Annotated in this window: 13 protein-coding genes; 10 read left to right on the top strand and 3 right to left on the bottom strand. The window is 59.6% G+C overall.

Annotated features, from left to right (window positions below; genetic code table 11):
- Positions 1 to 102: 102 nt before the first annotated feature.
- The 8 genes from E1573_RS07415 to E1573_RS07450 all read left to right on the top strand — a co-directional run bounded on the left by E1573_RS07415 (position 103) and on the right by E1573_RS07450 (position 11,918).
- Positions 103 to 2,412: an autotransporter outer membrane beta-barrel domain-containing protein gene (locus E1573_RS07415; protein ID WP_133212135.1), complete on the top strand. Its 2,310-nt coding sequence runs from the start codon at positions 103 to 105 to the stop codon at positions 2,410 to 2,412.
- A gap of 76 nt (positions 2,413 to 2,488) precedes the next feature.
- The gene (locus E1573_RS07420) at positions 2,489 to 4,396 is read left to right on the top strand and encodes a hypothetical protein (protein WP_133212137.1); all 1,908 of its coding nucleotides are present in this window, start codon (positions 2,489 to 2,491) and stop codon (positions 4,394 to 4,396) included.
- A gap of 107 nt (positions 4,397 to 4,503) precedes the next feature.
- A complete protein-coding gene (locus tag E1573_RS07425; RefSeq protein ID WP_133212139.1) occupies positions 4,504 to 7,380 on the top strand; it encodes a hypothetical protein in 2,877 nt (958 codons plus the stop codon).
- A gap of 472 nt (positions 7,381 to 7,852) precedes the next feature.
- Positions 7,853 to 8,020, top strand: coding sequence for a periplasmic nitrate reductase, NapE protein (gene napE, locus E1573_RS07430; protein ID WP_133212141.1), 168 nt, complete (start codon positions 7,853 to 7,855; stop codon positions 8,018 to 8,020).
- Positions 8,021 to 8,053: 33 nt separating this feature from the next.
- On the top strand, positions 8,054 to 8,314 hold the full coding sequence (locus E1573_RS07435) for a chaperone NapD (RefSeq protein ID WP_133212143.1): 261 nt from the start codon (positions 8,054 to 8,056) through the stop codon (positions 8,312 to 8,314).
- Positions 8,311 to 10,815, top strand: coding sequence for a nitrate reductase catalytic subunit NapA (napA, locus tag E1573_RS07440; RefSeq protein ID WP_133212145.1), 2,505 nt, complete (start codon positions 8,311 to 8,313; stop codon positions 10,813 to 10,815). The genes E1573_RS07435 and napA overlap by 4 nt, the downstream gene beginning before the upstream one ends.
- 11 nt (positions 10,816 to 10,826) lie before the next feature.
- Entirely contained in the window at positions 10,827 to 11,312 is a 486-nt protein-coding gene (locus tag E1573_RS07445) for a nitrate reductase cytochrome c-type subunit (RefSeq protein ID WP_133212147.1), read from the top strand.
- A 9-nt stretch (positions 11,313 to 11,321) separates the two neighbouring features.
- Positions 11,322 to 11,918, top strand: coding sequence for a cytochrome c3 family protein (locus E1573_RS07450; RefSeq protein ID WP_133212149.1), 597 nt, complete (start codon positions 11,322 to 11,324; stop codon positions 11,916 to 11,918).
- Positions 11,919 to 11,922: 4 nt separating this feature from the next.
- Here E1573_RS07450 and E1573_RS07455 read toward each other — a convergent pair whose 3' ends face one another.
- From E1573_RS07455 to E1573_RS07465, 3 genes are all read right to left on the bottom strand, one after another.
- On the bottom strand, positions 11,923 to 12,372 hold the full coding sequence (locus E1573_RS07455; RefSeq protein ID WP_133212151.1) for a YMGG-like glycine zipper-containing protein: 450 nt from the start codon (positions 12,370 to 12,372) through the stop codon (positions 11,923 to 11,925).
- A 137-nt stretch (positions 12,373 to 12,509) separates the two neighbouring features.
- Positions 12,510 to 13,808, bottom strand: a complete 1,299-nt coding sequence (locus E1573_RS07460; RefSeq protein ID WP_133212153.1) for an ATP-binding protein — start codon at positions 13,806 to 13,808, stop codon at positions 12,510 to 12,512.
- A 7-nt stretch (positions 13,809 to 13,815) separates the two neighbouring features.
- Positions 13,816 to 14,517: a response regulator transcription factor gene (locus E1573_RS07465; protein ID WP_133212155.1), complete on the bottom strand. Its 702-nt coding sequence runs from the start codon at positions 14,515 to 14,517 to the stop codon at positions 13,816 to 13,818.
- Between the two features lie 157 nt (positions 14,518 to 14,674).
- Between E1573_RS07465 and E1573_RS07470 the strand changes: the two genes are divergently transcribed.
- Positions 14,675 to 15,853 carry an efflux RND transporter periplasmic adaptor subunit gene (locus E1573_RS07470; protein ID WP_133212157.1) on the top strand — a complete coding sequence of 393 codons (1,179 nt, stop codon included), beginning with the start codon at positions 14,675 to 14,677 and terminating at the stop codon, positions 15,851 to 15,853.
- 11 nt (positions 15,854 to 15,864) lie between these two features.
- Positions 15,865 to 18,993, top strand: coding sequence for an efflux RND transporter permease subunit (locus tag E1573_RS07475; protein ID WP_133212159.1), 3,129 nt, complete (start codon positions 15,865 to 15,867; stop codon positions 18,991 to 18,993).
- Positions 18,994 to 19,012: the final 19 nt, after the last annotated feature.

A 19,012-nucleotide genomic window follows, 5' to 3' on the forward strand; every position in this document is an offset into this window, starting at 1 on the left:
TAACCCTATTGTACTTGCAGTATTTAAGCAGAGTTCAGTGAGCTGACTAATAAGACAGGCTCACTGGACTCTGGCTCATACCTTAATAAAGGGAGTCACTGCATGACACTAAATAGGTTTCACTCAAAAACGTTTCGCCACTTTTGGCTGCTATGCCTGCCCCTCGCTACCGGCTCCGCCATCGCCGACCAAGTGCTGGACAACGAAAAACGTACATTACCCGCTGGCACGGTGGCTGATAGTTACCGGCTGGTCAATGGTTCGGTATTGAACAGCGACGGCAGCGATCTGCTGAATGTGGTGATAACAGACTCAACGCTGAACTTAAGTAACGCATCTGCCGACAAGGTTGTTGGCGCAAACTCACATGTCAGTCTCGATAACGCTCGTCTCACCGGCGACGGCTTATTTGAGCACGCCCTGGCGTTGACCGCCAGCACCGCACGGATCAACGGCTCGACGCTGGTTAACATTGGCACCCAGGGTGCAGCCCTCGCCGTGCACAGCAGCTTCGACCACAAAATCTCGCAGATGCAAGTCACCGACAGTACCCTACAGGGTGCAGATCTGGGTGTAACAGTTACTGATCAGAGCATAATCGAACTACGCAATACCACCGTCGATACCACACAAGACTCGGGTATTGGCGTGAAGTTGTCAGCCGCCAGTGCCAGCGTCATAGGTGGCAAGCTTGAAGGCGGGCTACACGGCGTGGCGTTTTACAGGGGTATCCACGACCCCGACCGTCGCGATAGCACCTTGAGGCTCGAAGGCACTGAGGTGATCGGTCGCAACGGCTCCGCCCTGCACATCACCGAAGGCAGTGAGGCAACCATCGACCTGCTCAACGGCACCACATTGAGCGGTAAGGACGGCCTGATTCTCGATGTTGAACAGGCTTCCAAGGCAACCGTCAACGTGGCCAACAGCGCGTTGACGGGCAACCTCAAGGTCAGCGGCAACAGCACTGCGGTCTTTACCTTTGATCGCGCAAACCTCGACGGTAACATCGACAATGAGGCCGGGAGCACCACCGATGTCCGTCTGCAGAATGCTTCAACGCTCACCGGCACACTGAACAATGTGTCCAGCCTGAGCGTCAGCGCCAGCCATTGGCAAATGACCGGCGACAGTAGCGTCGGTGCATTGACCCTGACCGACGGCACCGTCTCTCTGGGTGAGCAAGGCGAATTCTATCGTTTGTCAATGAACAGCCTTGCCGGTGCAGGTACATTCGTCATGTCGGCCGATTTTAGCCAGCAGCAATCCAGTTTCATCGACATCAGCGGCAGCGCCACCGGTAATCACACGCTGGTCGTACGCAGTAGCGGCGTTGACCCAATTGTCGATACGCGCTTACACGTCATTCATGCCGAAAGCGGCGATGCACGCTTTGCACTCGGGGGCGGCACTGCCGACCTCGGTGCGTGGTCCTACAAGCTGGTGCAAGACGGCAACGGCAAAGACTGGTACCTCGATGGCAGCACCCGCACTGTCAGCCCCGGCACTCGTACGGCCATGGCGCTATTCAACACCGCGCCCACGGTATGGTACGGCGAGTTGGCTTCACTGCGCAGCCGCATGGGTGAACTGCGCTACAACGATGGCCGTAGCGCCGGAGCGTGGATGCGCACCTACGGCAACAAGTACAACGTCGCCGATGCCTCCGGTGTGGGTTACAGCCAGAATCAACGCGGCATTTCGTTTGGTGCCGACGCCCCATTACCGGTGGGCGACGGCCAATGGTTGGTGGGCCTGCTGGCCGGCCACAGCCGCTCCGACCTGGACCTGACCCGCGGCTCGACCGGGTCGATCGACAGCTACTATGCAGGCGCTTACACCACCTGGCTAGACGCGCACAGCGGCTACTACTTCGACGCCGTGGTGAAGTTCAACCGCTACCAGAACAACGCCAAGGTCATGTTCAGCGATGGTGCCCGCGCCAAGGGTGACTACGACAACCATGGCCTGGGCACCAGCCTCGAAGTCGGCCGCCACATCAAACTGGACCAAGGCTACTTCCTCGAACCCTATGCCCAGCTGTCGGCAGTGTTCATTCAAGACAAGGACTACGCCCTGAGCAACGGCCTTGAAGCGGAAGGCGACCAGACCCGCTCTTATCTGGGCAAACTCGGTGTCACCAGCGGCCGTCGGTTTGAACTGGACGGTGGCCGCAGTGTGCAGCCCTACGTGAAAGCAGCCTATGCCCATGAGTTCGCCAATAACAACAAGGCGCGGGTCAATGACAACGTGTTCAACAACGACCTGTCCGGTTCGCGGGGCGAGCTGGGGGTCGGGGTTTCGGCCAGCCTGTCGCGCAGCTTTCAGGTGCATGGCGAGTTCGACTACAGCAACGGCAAGCATATTGAACAACCCTACGGCGTAAACCTGGGCCTGCGCTATTTCTGGTAATCAACTCCCGACGTCCCGGTGTTCCGGGGGTGGTGTGACAGCGTTAGCGATGCCCTTTTTCCACAAGGATGCTTCTATGTCAGACCACACCCCCCCTGCCCCTGCTACGCTGTCGGCGCCTTCATTCCCGGATGCTTTGCCTCCGCTGGCCGGCCAAACAGCGTTCCTGCTGCCCTTACACAAACGAGGCGCTGCTGTGCGCATCACCATCGAGGAAATCTGGGCAGGCCACAGCGGCATCAATGTGGTGACATTCTTTGATGCGCAGGACAAGCTCGATTCGATCACCCTGACCGATCCAGATCCAAGCCAATTCCCGCTGACCATTGATGTCAACCAGCTGGACCTCAACAGTGGAGGGATTCACGAACTGTTTTACACGGTTCAGACAGGCGCTGGGGCCAGCAGATCGCAGAGCACCTGGCTTGACCTCGATAATATCAAGCCTAACCTGGGTACGCGCCCGACCATGCTTGAGTTCCCGGCGGAGGTGGTTGCAGGCGGTGTAACCCGGCAGTACCTGCGTGAGCATCTGGGTAAGGTCACTGCCACGGTCACCAAGTGGAGCGATATCCAGCTTGAGGATGAACTCTGGTACTACCTGCAGCCCAGCGTAAGCGCGGCACAAGGAATACAGAGGCAGGAGGCAGGTCGTAAGATCATTGCCAAAGCCGATCTGCAGCAGCCGGCTATCGAAGTGTCCTTCGATGGCGATGTGTTCGAAGTGCTGGGCAACGTTCATTGTTATGCATACTACTTTCTCAAAGACCGGGCCGGCAACGAAGGGCCAAACAGCTTCGACAGCCCGATCTTTACCATTGACCTCGACCCGTCACTGCCGTTACTGGCCCCCAAAGTGCCGCTGTTCGAGCAGCATGGCCTGATCAATGAAGCGTTGGCCCGTACCCCGGTTCAAGTCTTGATCCCGGCCATGGTGGGCATTGCCAAAAACGATGAGGTTGTCGCGCATTGGGGAGGGCAGGATCTGCTTGGCATACCTATCGACGACCCGAACCGCGATCCACTGTTACTCATCGATGTTCCCTACCCTGCCGTCCAGGCAGCCGGTAATGGCTCGCTGCAGGTCAGCTATGACCTTTGGCGCAATGGCGAGTCGTTGGGCCGCGCTCCCGATACGCCAGTGATAGTCGATATCACCCTGCCCGGTGGCCCAGACCCCGACCCGGAAACACCGGTGCATGGCAATCTCAAGCTCCCCGTTGCGCTCGGTGCCAGTGGCGTGCCCAATGTCATTTCAGCGGCGGATCAAGAACTGCCCGCGCTGGTTACGATTGAGTGGTTCGGTGTCGATGGAGAGGAAGTCTTTCAATTCAAAGACCGTATCACCGCCAATTGGGCCACTGTCACGCTTACCCATGAAGTGAGCGATACCGACGTAACGGCCAAACAACCGCTGCGGCTTCAGATCACGAGCGAACAAATCAAACAGGCCGGCCAAGGGCAAGTGCGGCTGCGCTACAGCGTGACCCGCGACCTGGTCGGCCATCCAGGCCACGCCAACACCGCCTGGTCCGACTCACAAGCCGTGCTGGTGCTGGACGACAGCGAGCTGCCGGGCGGCGGTGACCCACTCCCATCCGGCGACTTTACCGAAAAGAATGACCGCAACGCCATCAATGCGGCAGCAGCCTTCGACGGTACGCCCTATGTGGTCCAGTTAAATTACAAAAACGCTGCGCTCGATGACCTGATCACCTTCAAGTTTCGCGGCCATCAAGGCTTTGGCGACGACCCGGCATTAGAGCCCGGCAGGCCCTTTCCTGGCTCCTACACCGAGGATTGCCACAGGGTCAACGCAGAAGACCTCGCACGTGGTAGCTACGCGTTTACGGTAGCGCGTCAGTTTCTAGTCGCAATCAAGTACGGCTCAGCCAATGGCTATCACTGGGTCAGCAATGCTGCTGGTACCACCGCAGCAGCTTACTACCACGTGTTCGTTGACACCGCAGACCTTGAACCGTAAACCTTTCGTAAACCTGCCGGGGGCTTCGGCCCCTGGTATTTTTGTCAGTTTCGCCCACCACACAAAGCGCCGACACTCCTGATACCCACCCGCCATCAGGAGCCGCCATGACCACCTATCATCAGCTCAGCGCCCTCAGCCGCTTGCTCGCCAGCCTGCGCCCCGTCAGCGTACTGCAAGACCCCGAGCCCACCTTGCCCCCACCACGCATCCCACTGGCCGAAGGCAATGGCGGCATTCGCTACAAAGACATTTCCGACCCTGCGGTCCCGGTGCAGGCATTGATCACCGCGTATCCACAGTTCCTGGAAAATGACACCATCGAGCTGTTCTGGAACGGTCGGCTGGCCGATAGCCGCCTGGTCGAGCGAGTGCATATCGACCAAGGCAGCATTACCCTGAACATCCCCAGTATTGCGATCCAGGACGGCACACCGCCGGTGCATTACCTGACGACCAGTGCCATTGGCGGCAACACGCGCAAGTCTTTCCCCCTCGAGATCCGGGTCAAAACGACTGTGCCCGGTGGTGTCGACCCGGTCCCTTCCACCCCCACGGTCAATGAAAACCTGCTCGTCGTGAGCGGAGTGCCGGAAGTCGTCGACGCCACTAACGTCGACAACATTATTGCCACCGTGCCGCGTTACCCGAACATGCACGAAGACGACAACATCACCCTCAGCTGGGGTGGCCACTTCGTGACACACAAGCTGGAGTCGATCGAGGTAAACCACCCCGTCGACCTGCCTGTGCCCGCCGAAACGATCAAGGCAGCCGGAGTAGGCCCGGTGGTGATCGAGTACGAGGTGCGTGACATCGTCAACAACTGGTCATTGTGGTCGCAGCAGTTCAACGTCGAGGTCGAGGTCGGTGATGACTTGCTGCGTGAGCCGGATGCCCTCGATGCACCGGATGGCCAGCTCGATCTGGACAAACTGGGCGACAACGATACTCAACTCCGTGTGCGGGTATACCCGGAGATGGACTTCGATGACCAGCTCACCCTCTTCTGGACCGCAACCCCGCCTGACGGCACCCCGTTCACCCACACCGAAGCGGGCGAGGTGGAGGAAGAAGGCTTGCCGGTGCTGTTCACGGTGCCCAATGCCATTGTCAAAGCCAGCGCCGGGGGCGCCGTCGCCGTCAAATACACCGTGGTGTCCCCCCGCGGTGAGCAACACTCGCGGCGCACCCGGTTCGAGGTCATCGGCCAAGCCCAGGGCTTTCCCGCACCGTGCGTCGAGCAAGCCGTGGGCGATGAACTAGACCCTGAGCGCTTGCCCAACAGCGGGGCGACGGTGGTGGTCAAACCCTATCCCGGTATGGACTCAGGCGATAAGGTGTGGCTGTACATTCGTGGCACCGACGCCGACGGTAACCCATCGAGCGCTCAATACGATGAAGACATCAGCGACGGCGAAGTCGGGTATGACGTGACGTTCTATGTGCCTAAAGCCTTCATCGCCCCATTGCTCGATGGCACCTTGAGGCTTGAGTACCGCGTCAAAGGCAACGTCTCCGACGCCCTGGTGTTGCGGATCGTCAATGCTGGCGGTGCCGAGCTGACCGCGCCCACGGTCAACGGTGTTGACGACGGTGTGCTTGACCCCGATACCGTGCCCTCCGGTACCCTCGCCGTGGTACCGAAGAAGTATCAGGGCAAAGTGCTGGACGACAACATCACCCTCAGTTGGACCGGCCTCCCGAACGCCAGCTTCAGTGACAGCATCAAGGTCACCACGGAGAATATCGACACGGAGATCAAGTTCAATGTGCTGCCCCGCTACATCACCGGCAACCTCAATACCCCGGTGAGCGTGAGCTATCAAGTGGCGCGCGCCAATGGCGGTACAGCCAATTCGGCGCCCCTGGCATTCCGGGTGCAACGCCAAGCCGGTGAAGACTTCGTGGCACCGACCGTGACCCAGGCGCCGGGCGGCAACCTCGACCCGATCAATGCCCTGGAGGGCGCGACGGTGCGCGTCAGCTACGACGGAATGCAGACCACCGACACCCTGGCTGTGGCCTGGACCGGTACCAACGCAGCGGACACGATCGAAACCGATCCAAAACCCGGCAGCGCTTCTGGTTACGTCGATTTCCCGATCCCGATCAGCGTGGTGGCAGCCAGCCAAGGCAAGGCCATCACCGTGCAGTATGCAGTGACACGCAATGGTCAACCCGCCAAACCGTCCAAGGTGCTGAATCTGACCGTGGGCAAGCTGGCGCAAACCGCACTGCCAAAACCGCAGGTGCCCCAAGCAAAAGACGGTGTGCTGGATTTGGCCACGTTCTCTGGCGATGCCACCATCACCGTTGTGCCGTGGAAGCTGATGGCCATTAACCAGCGTTATTGGATCGTGGTCAGCGGCACGCTAGCGAACGGCACGGCGTACAGCTTCTATGCGGCTAGAGCGGTGCAGGTACAGGCCTCAGAACTGTCGGCAGGCCTGAATGTGCCAGCACTGCGCAATGAACTGGAAAAGTTCGCCCATGCCAACCCTCTGACCGTTACCGCAAAAGTTAGTTTCGACCACGCGCCTGAGGAGTCGGCAGCGATAAACTTCCCGGCTGAGTCGCTGATACTCAAGAACCACAAAGATACGCTTGACTTCTCGGAATTTGCTGTTGGCAAATTAACTGGAGGTCAGCAGTATGACTTTGGCTTTGGCTATTTAGTTTGTTCAAGAGAAAATCCGAATGAAATAAGAAATGGTAAAATCCCACCTTTCATAGACGGCAATTACCTATATGCGAAAAAAGGAACTAGTGCAGTTTGCGTCTTACGATTAAGCAAGCCTTACCGCCGAATAAGAATCAATAACGGAGGAGCGATGAATCTGACTCTTGGCAACCTTGACAGCCAACCATTCGAATCCCCCCAAATAATTGAGCTACCCGCTCCTGGTAATTCAGTTTATTTAAGCATAGAAACCTACTTAGACCTGGAGGTTCTAGTTGGTGAAATAACCGTTTACTATTAAGCCCATATCACACGCCACGGATTTATAGCCAATTACCGATTTAAATCCGTGGCACAACAAATAAAATGCCCCCACCCAACCACCAATCCTTACCCCATCCTTTAACAACACAGTGCACAAACACACCTTGCAAAAACACAGCTCACAGGCATGACACCTCACATCAATACTTAGAAAATACAAATCATTAAAAGTATTAGTTAATCCGCGTCAAGCCTTACTTGACATTCGCAACCCATCCCAACAATGTAGTTTCATCAGCCATCAAAAACGCTAAAAAGCTTAATGCTAAAGAAGTTAAATTTATTTTTGCGTCTTATTCGCATCCGCAACAAGCCTGCACGCTCAACACAACAAAACAGCTTCATCAACAGCCGACAGCACCGCGCCACTGGTCTAAATTAACCCGTAGCATTAAACGCTTGCGGTGAGCTGATCTAAGCTCAAGCAAAATCCGCTTGGAGCACGTTCAATGCCACCGGCTGAAGAACAAAAACCCGTGCGTCGCAAGGAAGCGCTGCTGTTCATCTTCCTCGTCGCCTGCCTGTTCCCACTACTGTCTGTAGCGATTGTCGGTGGCTACGGTTTCATCATCTGGTTTTTGCAAATGCTCTATGGCCCACCCGGGCCGCCAAATTGATAGACATCTCATTGTGTCTGTTGGAGCCAGCGCATGGACGACACCCTGCATATTGCCAGCCTTGTAGTACTTGCCCGCCCTGAACTGCTTGAGGCCGTGAAAGCCAACTTGCGCCTGCTCGAGGGCCTGGAGCTGCATCAGGAAAGTCCAGCCGGAAAGTTGGTGGTGGTGCTTGAAACCACCGATGAACAGCAAATTCTGCAACGTATCGATTTGATCAACAATTTGCCGGGCGTACTCAATGCGGCGTTGATCTATCACGAACTCCTCGACCCCGCAGGAGACAGCGCATGAGCATGACCCGCCGTGAATTTGCCAAAGCCCAGGCCGCAGCCATCGCAGCGGCAGCTGCCGGGCTGCCGATCTATACCACTGCCAGTAACCTGATTACCGAAGCGGATATGGTCACGCTGGACTGGAACAAAGCGCCCTGCCGCTTCTGCGGTACCGGCTGCAGCGTGATGGTCGCAACCCGCGACAACCGTGTGGTCGCCACCCACGGCGATGTTAAAGCCGAGGTCAATCGCGGCCTGAACTGCGTCAAAGGCTACTTCCTGTCGAAGATCATGTACGGCAATGACCGCCTGACCCAACCGCTGCTGCGCATGAAGAACGGCCAGTACGACAAGCAAGGCGAGTTCCAGCCGGTCAGTTGGGAAAAAGCCTTTGACATTATGGAAGCCAAGTTCAAGGAAGCTTTGAAGAACAAAGGGCCCAGTTCTGTCGGCATGTTTGGTTCCGGGCAATGGACGGTGTGGGAAGGATATGCCGCCAACAAGCTGATGAAAGCCGGCTTTCGCAGTAACAACATCGACCCCAACGCCCGCCACTGCATGGCCTCGGCAGTCATGGGCTTCATGCGCACCTTCGGCATGGATGAACCCATGGGCTGTTACGACGACATCGAAGCCACCGATGCCTTCGTACTGTGGGGCTCAAACATGGCCGAGATGCACCCGATTCTCTGGAGCCGGGTCACCGACCGGCGCTTGAGCCAACCGCAGGTCAAGGTTGCCGTGCTGTCGACCTTTGAACACCGCAGTTTCGAACTGGCCGACATTCCCCTGGTGTTCAAGCCGCAGACCGACCTGATGATCCTCAATTACATCGCCAACCACATCATCGAGAGTGGCGCGGTGAACAAAGACTTCATCAGCAAGCACACTCGCTTTGCCCACGGCGCCGAAGACATCGGTTATGGTCTGCGCCCGGACAACCCGCTGGAAAGCGCGGCGAAGAACGCCGACAAAGCCAATACCTGGAGCGACATCGATTTCGAGCAGTTCGCTGCCTTCGTGCGCCCCTATACCCTGGAGCGTACCGCCAAGGAGTCCGGGGTGCCCGCAGAACGGCTCAAGGCCCTGGCCGAGCTGTATGCCGATCCCAAACGCAAAGTCGTGTCGTTCTGGACCATGGGTTTCAATCAGCACACCCGCGGGGTGTGGGCCAACAACCTGATCTACAACATTCATTTGCTCACCGGCAAAATCAGCGAACCGGGCAACAGCCCCTTCTCGCTCACCGGCCAGCCCTCGGCCTGCGGTACTGCTCGCGAAGTCGGCACATTCTCCCACCGCCTGCCCGCAGATCTGGTGGTCACTAATCCCAAGCACCGCGCCACGGCTGAAAAAATCTGGAAGCTGCCGGCCGGCACGATTGAAGAAAAGGTCGGTTTTCATGCGGTGCAGCAGAGCCGCATGCTCAAAGATGGCGTGCTCAACGTCTACTGGACCCAAGCCAGCAACAACATGCATGCCGGCCCTAACATCATGCAGGAGGTACTACCGGGTTGGCGCCGGCCGGAAAATTTCGTGATCGTCTCCGACGTGTACCCGACCGTGTCCGCCCAGGCCGCCGACCTGATCCTGCCCACGGCTATGTGGGTGGAAAAAGAAGGCGCTTATGGCAACGCCGAGCGCCGCACCCAGTTCTGGCACCAACTGGTCAGTGCACCGGGTGAAGCCAAATCGGACTTGTGGCAACTGGTTGAGTTTTCCAAGCGCTTTACCACCGACGAAACCTGGCCCGCCGAGTTGCTGGCCAAATCGCCGGAATACAAGGGCAAAACACTGTTCGAGGTGTTGTTTAAAAACGGTCAGGTCGACCAGTTCCCGGTCGAGCAACTGGCCGCCGGTTTCAAAAACGACGAGGCCAAGGCATTTGGCTTCTACTTGCAAAAAGGCCTGTTTGAAGAGTACGCCCAGTTTGGCCGTGGGCATGGCCACGACCTCGCCCCCTTTGACCTGTATCACAGTGAACGCGGCCTACGCTGGCCGGTGGTCGACGGCAAGGAAACGCGCTGGCGTTACCGCGAGGGCCTGGACCCCTACGTTCAAGCCGGCACAGGAGTGCAGTTCTACGGTTACCCGGACAAGAAAGCGATCATCTTCGCCCTGCCCTACGAACCGCCTGCCGAAGCACCAGACGACCAGTATCCGTTCTGGTTAAGTACCGGGCGGGTGCTTGAGCATTGGCACACCGGCACCATGACCCAGCGGGTCGAAGAACTCTACAAGGCAGTACCCGATGCCGTGGTGTACATGCACCCCGAGGATGCCAAAGCGCTGAATGCGCGGCGCGGCAGTGAGGTAAAGGTGATCAGCCGGCGCGGCGAAATTCGCGCACGCATCGAAACCCGTGGGCGTAACAAGCCGCCGCAGGGTCTGGTGTTCGTGCCGTTTTTCGATGCCAACAAGCTGATCAACAAAGTCACCCTCGACGCCACCGACCCGATCTCCAAGCAGACCGACTACAAGAAATGCGCCGTGCGCATCGAGCTGATCAGCGTGGCCTGAGGAGCGCCGACATGCCTTTTCGAATCCTGCCGTTACTGGTGTTCGCTGTGATCGGCGCGGCCCTGGCCGCTGACATCAACTACCCGCTCGATGCCCCCGGGCCCGACGGACGGCGCCCCGGTGGCACACTGACCCAGAGCATGCCAGCACCGCCGCTTGCCAACGATGAGAACAAAGACCTCAAGCGTGAGCGCAACTACCCCGACCAGCCACCGACCATTCCTCACAGCATTCGTGGCTACCAGATCGACATGAACGGCAATAAATGCCTGTCGTGTCACAGTCGGGCCAACAGTGCACGCAGCCAGGCGACGATGATCAGCATTACCCATTACATGGATCGCGACGGCCAGGCCCTGGCGGCAGTGTCGCCGCGTCGTTACTTCTGCAACCAGTGCCATGTGCCGCAAAAAGAGGTGCAGCCGCTGGTGGGAAACAGCTTTGAAACCATCGACAAAATCCTGCAAGACGACGCCAACGCCACGAAAAAACCTTGAGGAGGCGCCATGAAAGCACTGTTCGCCCTGCTTAAGGAATACTGGGGCATCCTCTGTCGACCGAGCGTTTATTTCAGCTTGGGTTTTTTGACCCTGGGGGGGTTTATTGCCGGGATTATTTTCTGGGGGGGCTTCAACACCGCACTGGAAATGACCAACACCGAGAAATTCTGCGTGTCGTGCCATGAAATGCGCGACAACGTATTCGTCGAACTGAAGGAAACCATCCACTACACCAACCGCTCCGGGGTACGTGCCAGCTGCCCCGACTGCCATGTGCCCCACGAGTGGACCCACAAGATCGCCCGCAAGATGCAGGCCTCCAAAGAGGTGTGGGGCAAAATTTTCGGCACCATCGACACCCGCGACAAATTCCTCAACATGCGTCGGGAGCTGGCCGAGCACGAATGGGCCCGGCTCAAAGCCAACGATTCGCGCGAATGCCGCAACTGCCATAACTTCGAGTTCATGGACTTCACCCGCCAGAGCAAGCGCGCAGCGGCCATGCACTCGACCTCACTGGCCAAAGGTGAGGCCACCTGCATCGACTGTCACAAAGGCATTGCTCACCGGCTTCCGGACATGCACGGCGTCAAGGGCTGGTGACGGTTCAGGGCGTGACCTGATAGCCCTTGCCTTGCAGGCAACTGGTGTACGCCGTGGCCGCATTTGATTCGTTGCTGCGCCGTTGCTGGCGGCGCTCCTGACGTTGATGAGCACCTCCGACCACCGCCCCCGCTGCTGCGGTTTCCTTGGCGCGGTTCTGCCGGTAGTCCTGCTTCACATCATCGTCGACACGGTCATAGATTTCTTCGTGCTGGTTACCCCGTACTTGCGCCCCGACCGCCCCGGCTGCGGCGCCCACTGCCGCGCCGCGCACCCGGCCGCCGGCCACCGGCGCTGTGTTGGTGCTGCTATTGGCGATGTTGTGACAATCGTTGATGTCGATCTGCGTCTGCTGGGAATTCTGGCCTTTGAGCGGCACCACAGTCTCGGCCAGTACCGGGGCGCTGGACAACGACACAACCAGGCACAGGCCCAGTGGCGATAATCTGTACATGATCAGCTCCGCAAGGATGAAACAACCCTATTAAGTGTAGTTCTCTCCGGCCGGTGGGAGCGGGCTTGCCCCGCGATTGCGGTGTGTCAGCCAGGCCGCAATCGCGGGGCAAGCCCGCTCCCACAGGTGCAAGGCTATCAGCCGCGGGGCAGTCGGATGCGGAACTGCGCGCCGCCCAATGCCGACTGACGTACGGTCAAGGTGCCGCCCTGCCCCTCGATCGCCCGCCGGCTGATCGCCAGGCCCAGGCCAAAGCCGCCGGTTGCACGGTCACGGCTGCGGTCAAGGCGGTAGAACGGCTGAAAAATCAGCTCACGCTGGTCAACTGGAATGCCAATTCCGTCATCTTCAACAGTCAACAGGCAGTGCCCTTCGGCATCCAGGCTAAGACGCAGCAACAGTTGCCGGTCACAGTAGCGCATCGCGTTACGCACCAGGTTCTGCACCGCCCGGGCGGTCAGCCGTGGGTCGAGGATGAAGCGCGGCAAGTTGCCTTCAGCACACACCCGCCATTCGATACCTCGCCCATCCAGCTCTTCGGCAAAACTACCGAGGATGCTGTCCACCAGTTCCAGCAACGACACCTCGACGCGTTCGCGCGCCTGATCGGCGTTCTGCAAGCGGCTGTACGACAGCAACTCCAGTACCAGTTCGTCCAGCTCGCGCACATGCCCGACCAGCTCCAGCAAGCGCTTGCGGCAATGCGGCGGGACTTCGTCAAACAGCAGCACCAGGCCAAAATCCAGGCGGGTCAAAGGCGTGCGCAGTTCATGGGAGACGGCGTTTAGCAGTTCTCGTTGCTGGGTCAGCAGGCGCTCGACGTCCTGGGCCATGGTGTCGAACACCTGAGCCAATTCGCCGATGTTCGAGCGGGCGGGAATTTGCGTTCGCTCCGACAGTTGCCCCTGACCCAGACGCCGGGCGGTTTCCTTGAGACGCTCAAGGTCACGCCAGTGCGGCCAGACCCACAACAGCAAGCAGCCCAACAAGGCGGCAACGATCAGCACGGTAACGCCCCAGGACAGCAGGTTGATGTCCATCGGGTCCGGCGGGTTACGCAACTCCACGGCCCAGGTGGCGTTCAGTGGCGCCAGGGCCGACTTGTAATAGCCCCAGTCACCCAGGCACACCACGTTTTCCCCAGCCGCCAGACGCGCCTGGTTGGCGGCAGACAGGCCAATCTGGTCGCGTCGGCGCAATTCGATTTCCAGCGGTGCGAAGTCAGCCGCCAGTTCTGCCGCGACATCGGGCCAACGCGCTTCGGGCACCTGGCGAAAGCGCTCGACGATCAGCTTCTGCACGCCCTTGGCCTGGTCCAGGTTGTAGGCAATGAAGCGCTCATGGAAGGCCCCGACAATCGCATCGGGAATCAGCAGCAGCGCACCTGCATAGGCGACGATGATCACCAGGTACAGGCGAATCAGGATCTTCAGCATGCCAGCATCAATACTCCCACTCCAGGCGGCTGAACAGGTAGCCCTTGCCCCACACCGTCTTGATCTTGCGCGCTTCACCGGCGCTGTCGTCGAACTTGCGCCGCAGCTTGGAAATCGCCACGTCTACCGAACGGTCAGTGCCGTTGAACTCGATGCCGCGCAGCTGTTGCAAGATCCGGTCGCGGCTGAGCACCTCCCCGGCATGGCGCGCCAGCACTACCAGCAAGTTGTACTCGCCGCTGGACAACTCCACGCATTGATCACGCCAGAACACCGTGCGTTCGGCCAGGTCGATGCGCAAGCCGCCGACCACGATCAGGTCGGTCTCCAGACGTGGCTCGTTGATACTGCTGCGGCGCAGCAAGGTGCGCACCCGGGCCAGCAGCACTCGGGGCTCGCAGGGCTTGGTGACATAGTCGTCGGCACCCATTTCCAGGCCCAGCACCTGGTCGTGGCTGTCGTCGCGGGCGGTGAGCATGAGGATCGGCAACGTTTGTGACTCGGCGCGCAACTGGCGGCACACCTGCAAGCCGTCGAGCCCCGGCAGCATCAGGTCGAGAATTACCAAGTCGGGTTTGCTGCGTCGGGCCTCGGCCAATACGTGGTCGCCACGGGCAATCACGCTGACACAAAACTCGTTGCGTTGCAGGTAGCTGGCAATCAGTTCAGACAAGGCGCAGTCGTCTTCGACCAGGAGGATGTTGGGCATGAGTAGTTTGACAGGCTGGGAAAGTCAGGCAAGGATATAGGACCTCGCGCACCGTCAGCGCAACCCTTCACACTTTTTCACACTCGGCCTACACAGCTTAACAGTTGGACGTTGGCCTCCTGCCTTAGCATTGCCGGGTCATATAGGGAAGATCCGCATGTTCAGTTCCAGCCCCGTCCGTCTGCGCGCCTTGATCGCGCTTTTGGCTGTTACCTTGCCACTCAGTGCGTGCAAAGACAGCACCCCTGAAGACGCTAAAGCGCCGCCGAGCGCCGTGAGCGTCGAAACCGTTCGTGTCCAGCCGCTGGCCATCAGCACCGAACTCAATGGCCGTATTCTGGCCCCGCGCACCGCAGAAGTTCGCGCACGCGTTGCCGGCGTGGTACTCAAGCGCGTGTATCGCGAAGGCAGTGACGTCAAACAGGGTGATGTGCTGTTTCGCATCGACCCGGCGCCCTTCCAGGCCGACTATGACAGCGCCCGGGCCAGCCTGGCCAAGGCCGAAGCCAACCGCTATCAGGCACGTCTGCAAGATGAACGCTACCGCGAGCTGATTGCCATCAACGCCGTCAGCCGCCAGGACCACGATAACGCCCGCGCAGCCTTCATGCAGGCCGATGCGGCAGTGGCCGAAGCCAAAGCGACCCTGGAGCGGGCGCGCCTGAACCTGGGCTATGCCACGGTGACAGCACCGATTTCCGGACGCATCGGCCGGGCGCTGGTGACCGAAGGCGCACTGGTCGGGCAAAACGAGAGCACGCCACTGGCGACCATCCAACAGCTGGACCCGATCCACGCTGACGTCACCCAATCCACCCGTGAACTTAACGCCCTGCGCCGCGCCCTGCGTGCCGGTGAGCTGCAGCAGGTCGGTCAGGGCCAGGCTCGCGCCACCCTGATCCAGGACGACGGTACGCCTTACCCGCTGCCAGGCAAACTGCTGTTCTCCGACATCAGTGTTGACCCCAGCACCGGCCAGATCACCCTGCGCAGCGAGTTCCCTAACCCGGACCTCGACCTGCTGCCTGGCAGTTTCATCCGTGTGCGCCTGGAGCAGGCGATCAAACAGCAGGCCATCAGCGTTCCACAACGCGCAATTCTGCGCGACAGCGCGGGCAATCCACGGGTGTTGCTGGTGGACGCCCAGCAGCGTGTCAGCGAGCGCGCGGTGGTGTTGGGCAGCGTACAGAACGACCGCTGGATCGTCAGCGAAGGCCTGGCGCCCGGTGACCAGGTGGTAATCGAAGGCCTGCAGCACGTCAATCCCGGCGATCAGGTGCGGGTCGACAACCTCGGCAAGGCTGCCCCTTCCATCGTTCAGACCACTGGCCAGTGAGGGCCTGATTCATGCCGCAGTTCTTCATTGACCGCCCGGTCTTCGCCTGGGTGGTGGCCCTGTTCATTCTGTTGGCCGGCGCCCTGGCGATTCCGCAATTACCCGTCGCCCAGTACCCCGACGTGGCACCGCCGCAAGTCGAGATCTATGCCGTTTACCCCGGTGCCTCGGCACAGACCATCGACGAAAGCGTGGTCAGCCTGATTGAGGAGGAGCTTAACGGTGCCGACAACCTGCTGTACTTCAGTTCCCAGAGCAGCCTGGGAAGCGCCACCATCACCGCCACCTTCGAGCCTGGTACCAACCCTGACCTGGCCCAGGTAGATGTGCAGAACCGCTTGAAAGTGGTGGAGTCGCGCTTGCCGCGGCCGGTCACCCAACAAGGCCTGCAGGTCGAGAAAGTATCGACCGGCTTCCTGCTGCTGGTGACCCTCACCGCTGAGCAAGGCAACCTGGACGAAGTCACCTTGAGCGACTTTCTGGCGCGCAACGTGATGAACGAAATCCGCCGCCTCAAGGGTGTCGGTAAAGCGCAGTTGTATGGTTCAGAACGGGCCATGCGCATCTGGCTCGACCCTCAGAAGCTGATCGGCTTCAACCTCACCCCCGATGACGTCAACGACGCCATTGCCGCGCAGAATGCCCAGGTTGCGCCTGGCAGCATCGGCGACCTGCCGACCACCGGCAGCCAGGAAATCACCGCCAACGTGGTGATCAAAGGGCAGTTGAGCACCGTGCAGGAGTTTTCCGATATTGTCTTGCGCGCCAACCCCGACGGCTCGCGGCTGACCATCGGTGACGTCGCCCGGGTGGAAATCGGCAGCGAGGAATATCAATACGGCACTCGTCTCAACGGCAAACCTACCAGTGCCTTCAGCGTGCAGCTGTCACCAGGCGCCAACGCCATGGAAACCGCAACCCTGGTGCGCGGCAAGCTCGACGAATTGTCACGCTACCTGCCAGCTGGCGCGGCCTTCGACATCCCTTACGACACCTCACCGTTCGTCAAGGTGTCGATCCAGCAAGTCATCACCACCCTGCTTGAGGCGATGGCCCTGGTGTTCGCGGTGATGTTCCTGTTCCTGCAGAACATCCGCTACACCCTGATCCCGACGCTGGTGGTGCCGGTGGCCTTGATGGGCACCTTCGCAGTGATGCTGGCGCTGGGCTTCTCGGTCAACGTACTGACCCTGTTCGGCATGGTGCTGGCCATCGGCATTCTGGTGGACGACGCTATCGTGGTGGTGGAGAACGTCGAACGGATCATGTCCGAAGAAGGCCTCACACCGCGCGATGCAACGAAGAAAGCCATGAGCCAGATCACCGGCGCCATCGTCGGTATCACCCTGGTACTGGTGGCAGTGTTCCTGCCGATGGCCTTCATGAACGGCTCGGTCGGGGTGATCTACCAGCAGTTCTCGGTGTCCATGGCGGTGTCGATCCTGTTCTCCGCCTTCCTTGCCCTGAGCCTGACCCCGGCCCTGTGCGCCACCCTGCTCAAACCGGTAGCCAAGGGTGAGCATCAGCACAAAACCGGGTTCTTCGGCTGGTTCAACCGCCGTTTCGAGCAGGTGAACACGGGTTACCAGCGCTGGGTGATCCAGGCGCTCAAGCGCAGCGGGCGTTACCTGATGGTCTATCTGGTACTGCTGGCAGGCCTGGTGTACGGCTTTAACCAGCTGCCCTCCTCGTTCCTGCCCACTGAAGACCAGGGCTACACCATCACCGACATCCAGTTGCCGCCGGGTGCCAGCCGCGCCCGTACGGAACAGGTAGCAGCGCAAATCGAAGCGCACAACACCACCGAAGCTGGGGTGGAAAACAGTACGCTGATTCTGGGTTTCAGTTTCTCCGGCAGCGGACAAAATGCCGCGCTGGCGTTCACCACGCTCAAGGATTGGTCCGAGCGCGGCGCCGACGACAGTGCCCAGTCGATTGCTGACCGCGCCAATGCGGCCTTCAGCCAGCTCAAAGACGCCATTGCCTTCTCTGTGCTGCCACCGCCGATTGACGGCCTGGGGACCTCCAGCGGTTTCGAGTTCCGCCTGCAAGACCGCGGCGGCCTTGGGCATAGCGCCTTGATGCAAGCCCGTGATCAGTTGCTGGCCGCCGCCGAGAAAAGCCCGGTGCTGGTCAATATGCGGGAAAATGCCCTGGCGGAAAGCCCGCAAGTGCAGCTTGAGGTTGATCGCAAACAGGCCAATGCGCTGGGCGTGTCCTTTGCTGATATCGGTAATGTGCTCAACACCGCAGTGGGCTCCAACTACGTCAACGACTTCCCCAACCAGGGGCGGATGCAGCGTGTGGTGGTGCAAGCTGAAGGTGATCAGCGCGCTCAGGTCGAAGACCTGCTGAAAATCCATGTGCGCAACAACAGTGGCAAGATGGTGCCGCTGTCGGCATTCGTCCAGGCCAAGTGGGTGACCGGCCCCGTGCAGTTGACGCGCTACAACGGCTACCCGGCAGTCGATGTGTCGGGCGAACCCGCACCTGGTTACAGCTCGGGCGAGGCCATGGAAGAAATCCAGCGCCTGGTCGACCAGTTACCCTCGGGCTTTGGCCTTGAGTGGACCGGCCTGTCGTTGCAGGAGCGCTTGTCGGGTGCCCAGGCACCAATGTTGATGGCCTTGTCGCTGCTGGTGGTGTTCCTCTGCCTGGCAGCGTTGTATGAAAGCTGGTCAATTCCGACCGCTGTGCTGTTGGTGGTGCCGTTGGGCGTGCTCGGTGCAGTACTGGCCGTCAGCCTGCGTGGCATGCCCAACGATGTGTTCTTCAAAGTCGGCCTGATCACCCTGATCGGCCTGTCGGCCAAGAACGCCATTCTGATCATCGAGTTCGCCAAGCACCTGGTCGATGAAGGCCATGATCTGATCGATGCCACGGTACAGGCTGCACGCCTGCGTTTGCGCCCGATTGTCATGACTTCGCTGGCGTTCATCCTCGGCGTTGTGCCCTTGGCCATCGCCAGCGGTGCCAGTTCCGCCAGCCAGCAAGCCATCGGTACCGGCGTGATCGGCGGCATGCTCAGTGCCACCCTGGCGGTGGTGTTCGTGCCGGTGTTCTTCGTGGTCGTCATGCGCCTGACCGGTAAGCGCCGGGCGCAGGCTCGCGACGCCCAGGCAGTGGCTCAGGAGCACTGATCTGGACAGGGGGTGGCGC

Origin of the sequence: Pseudomonas sp. H9 (assembly GCF_004353925.1) — a bacterium.
GTDB lineage: Bacteria > Pseudomonadota > Gammaproteobacteria > Pseudomonadales > Pseudomonadaceae > Aquipseudomonas.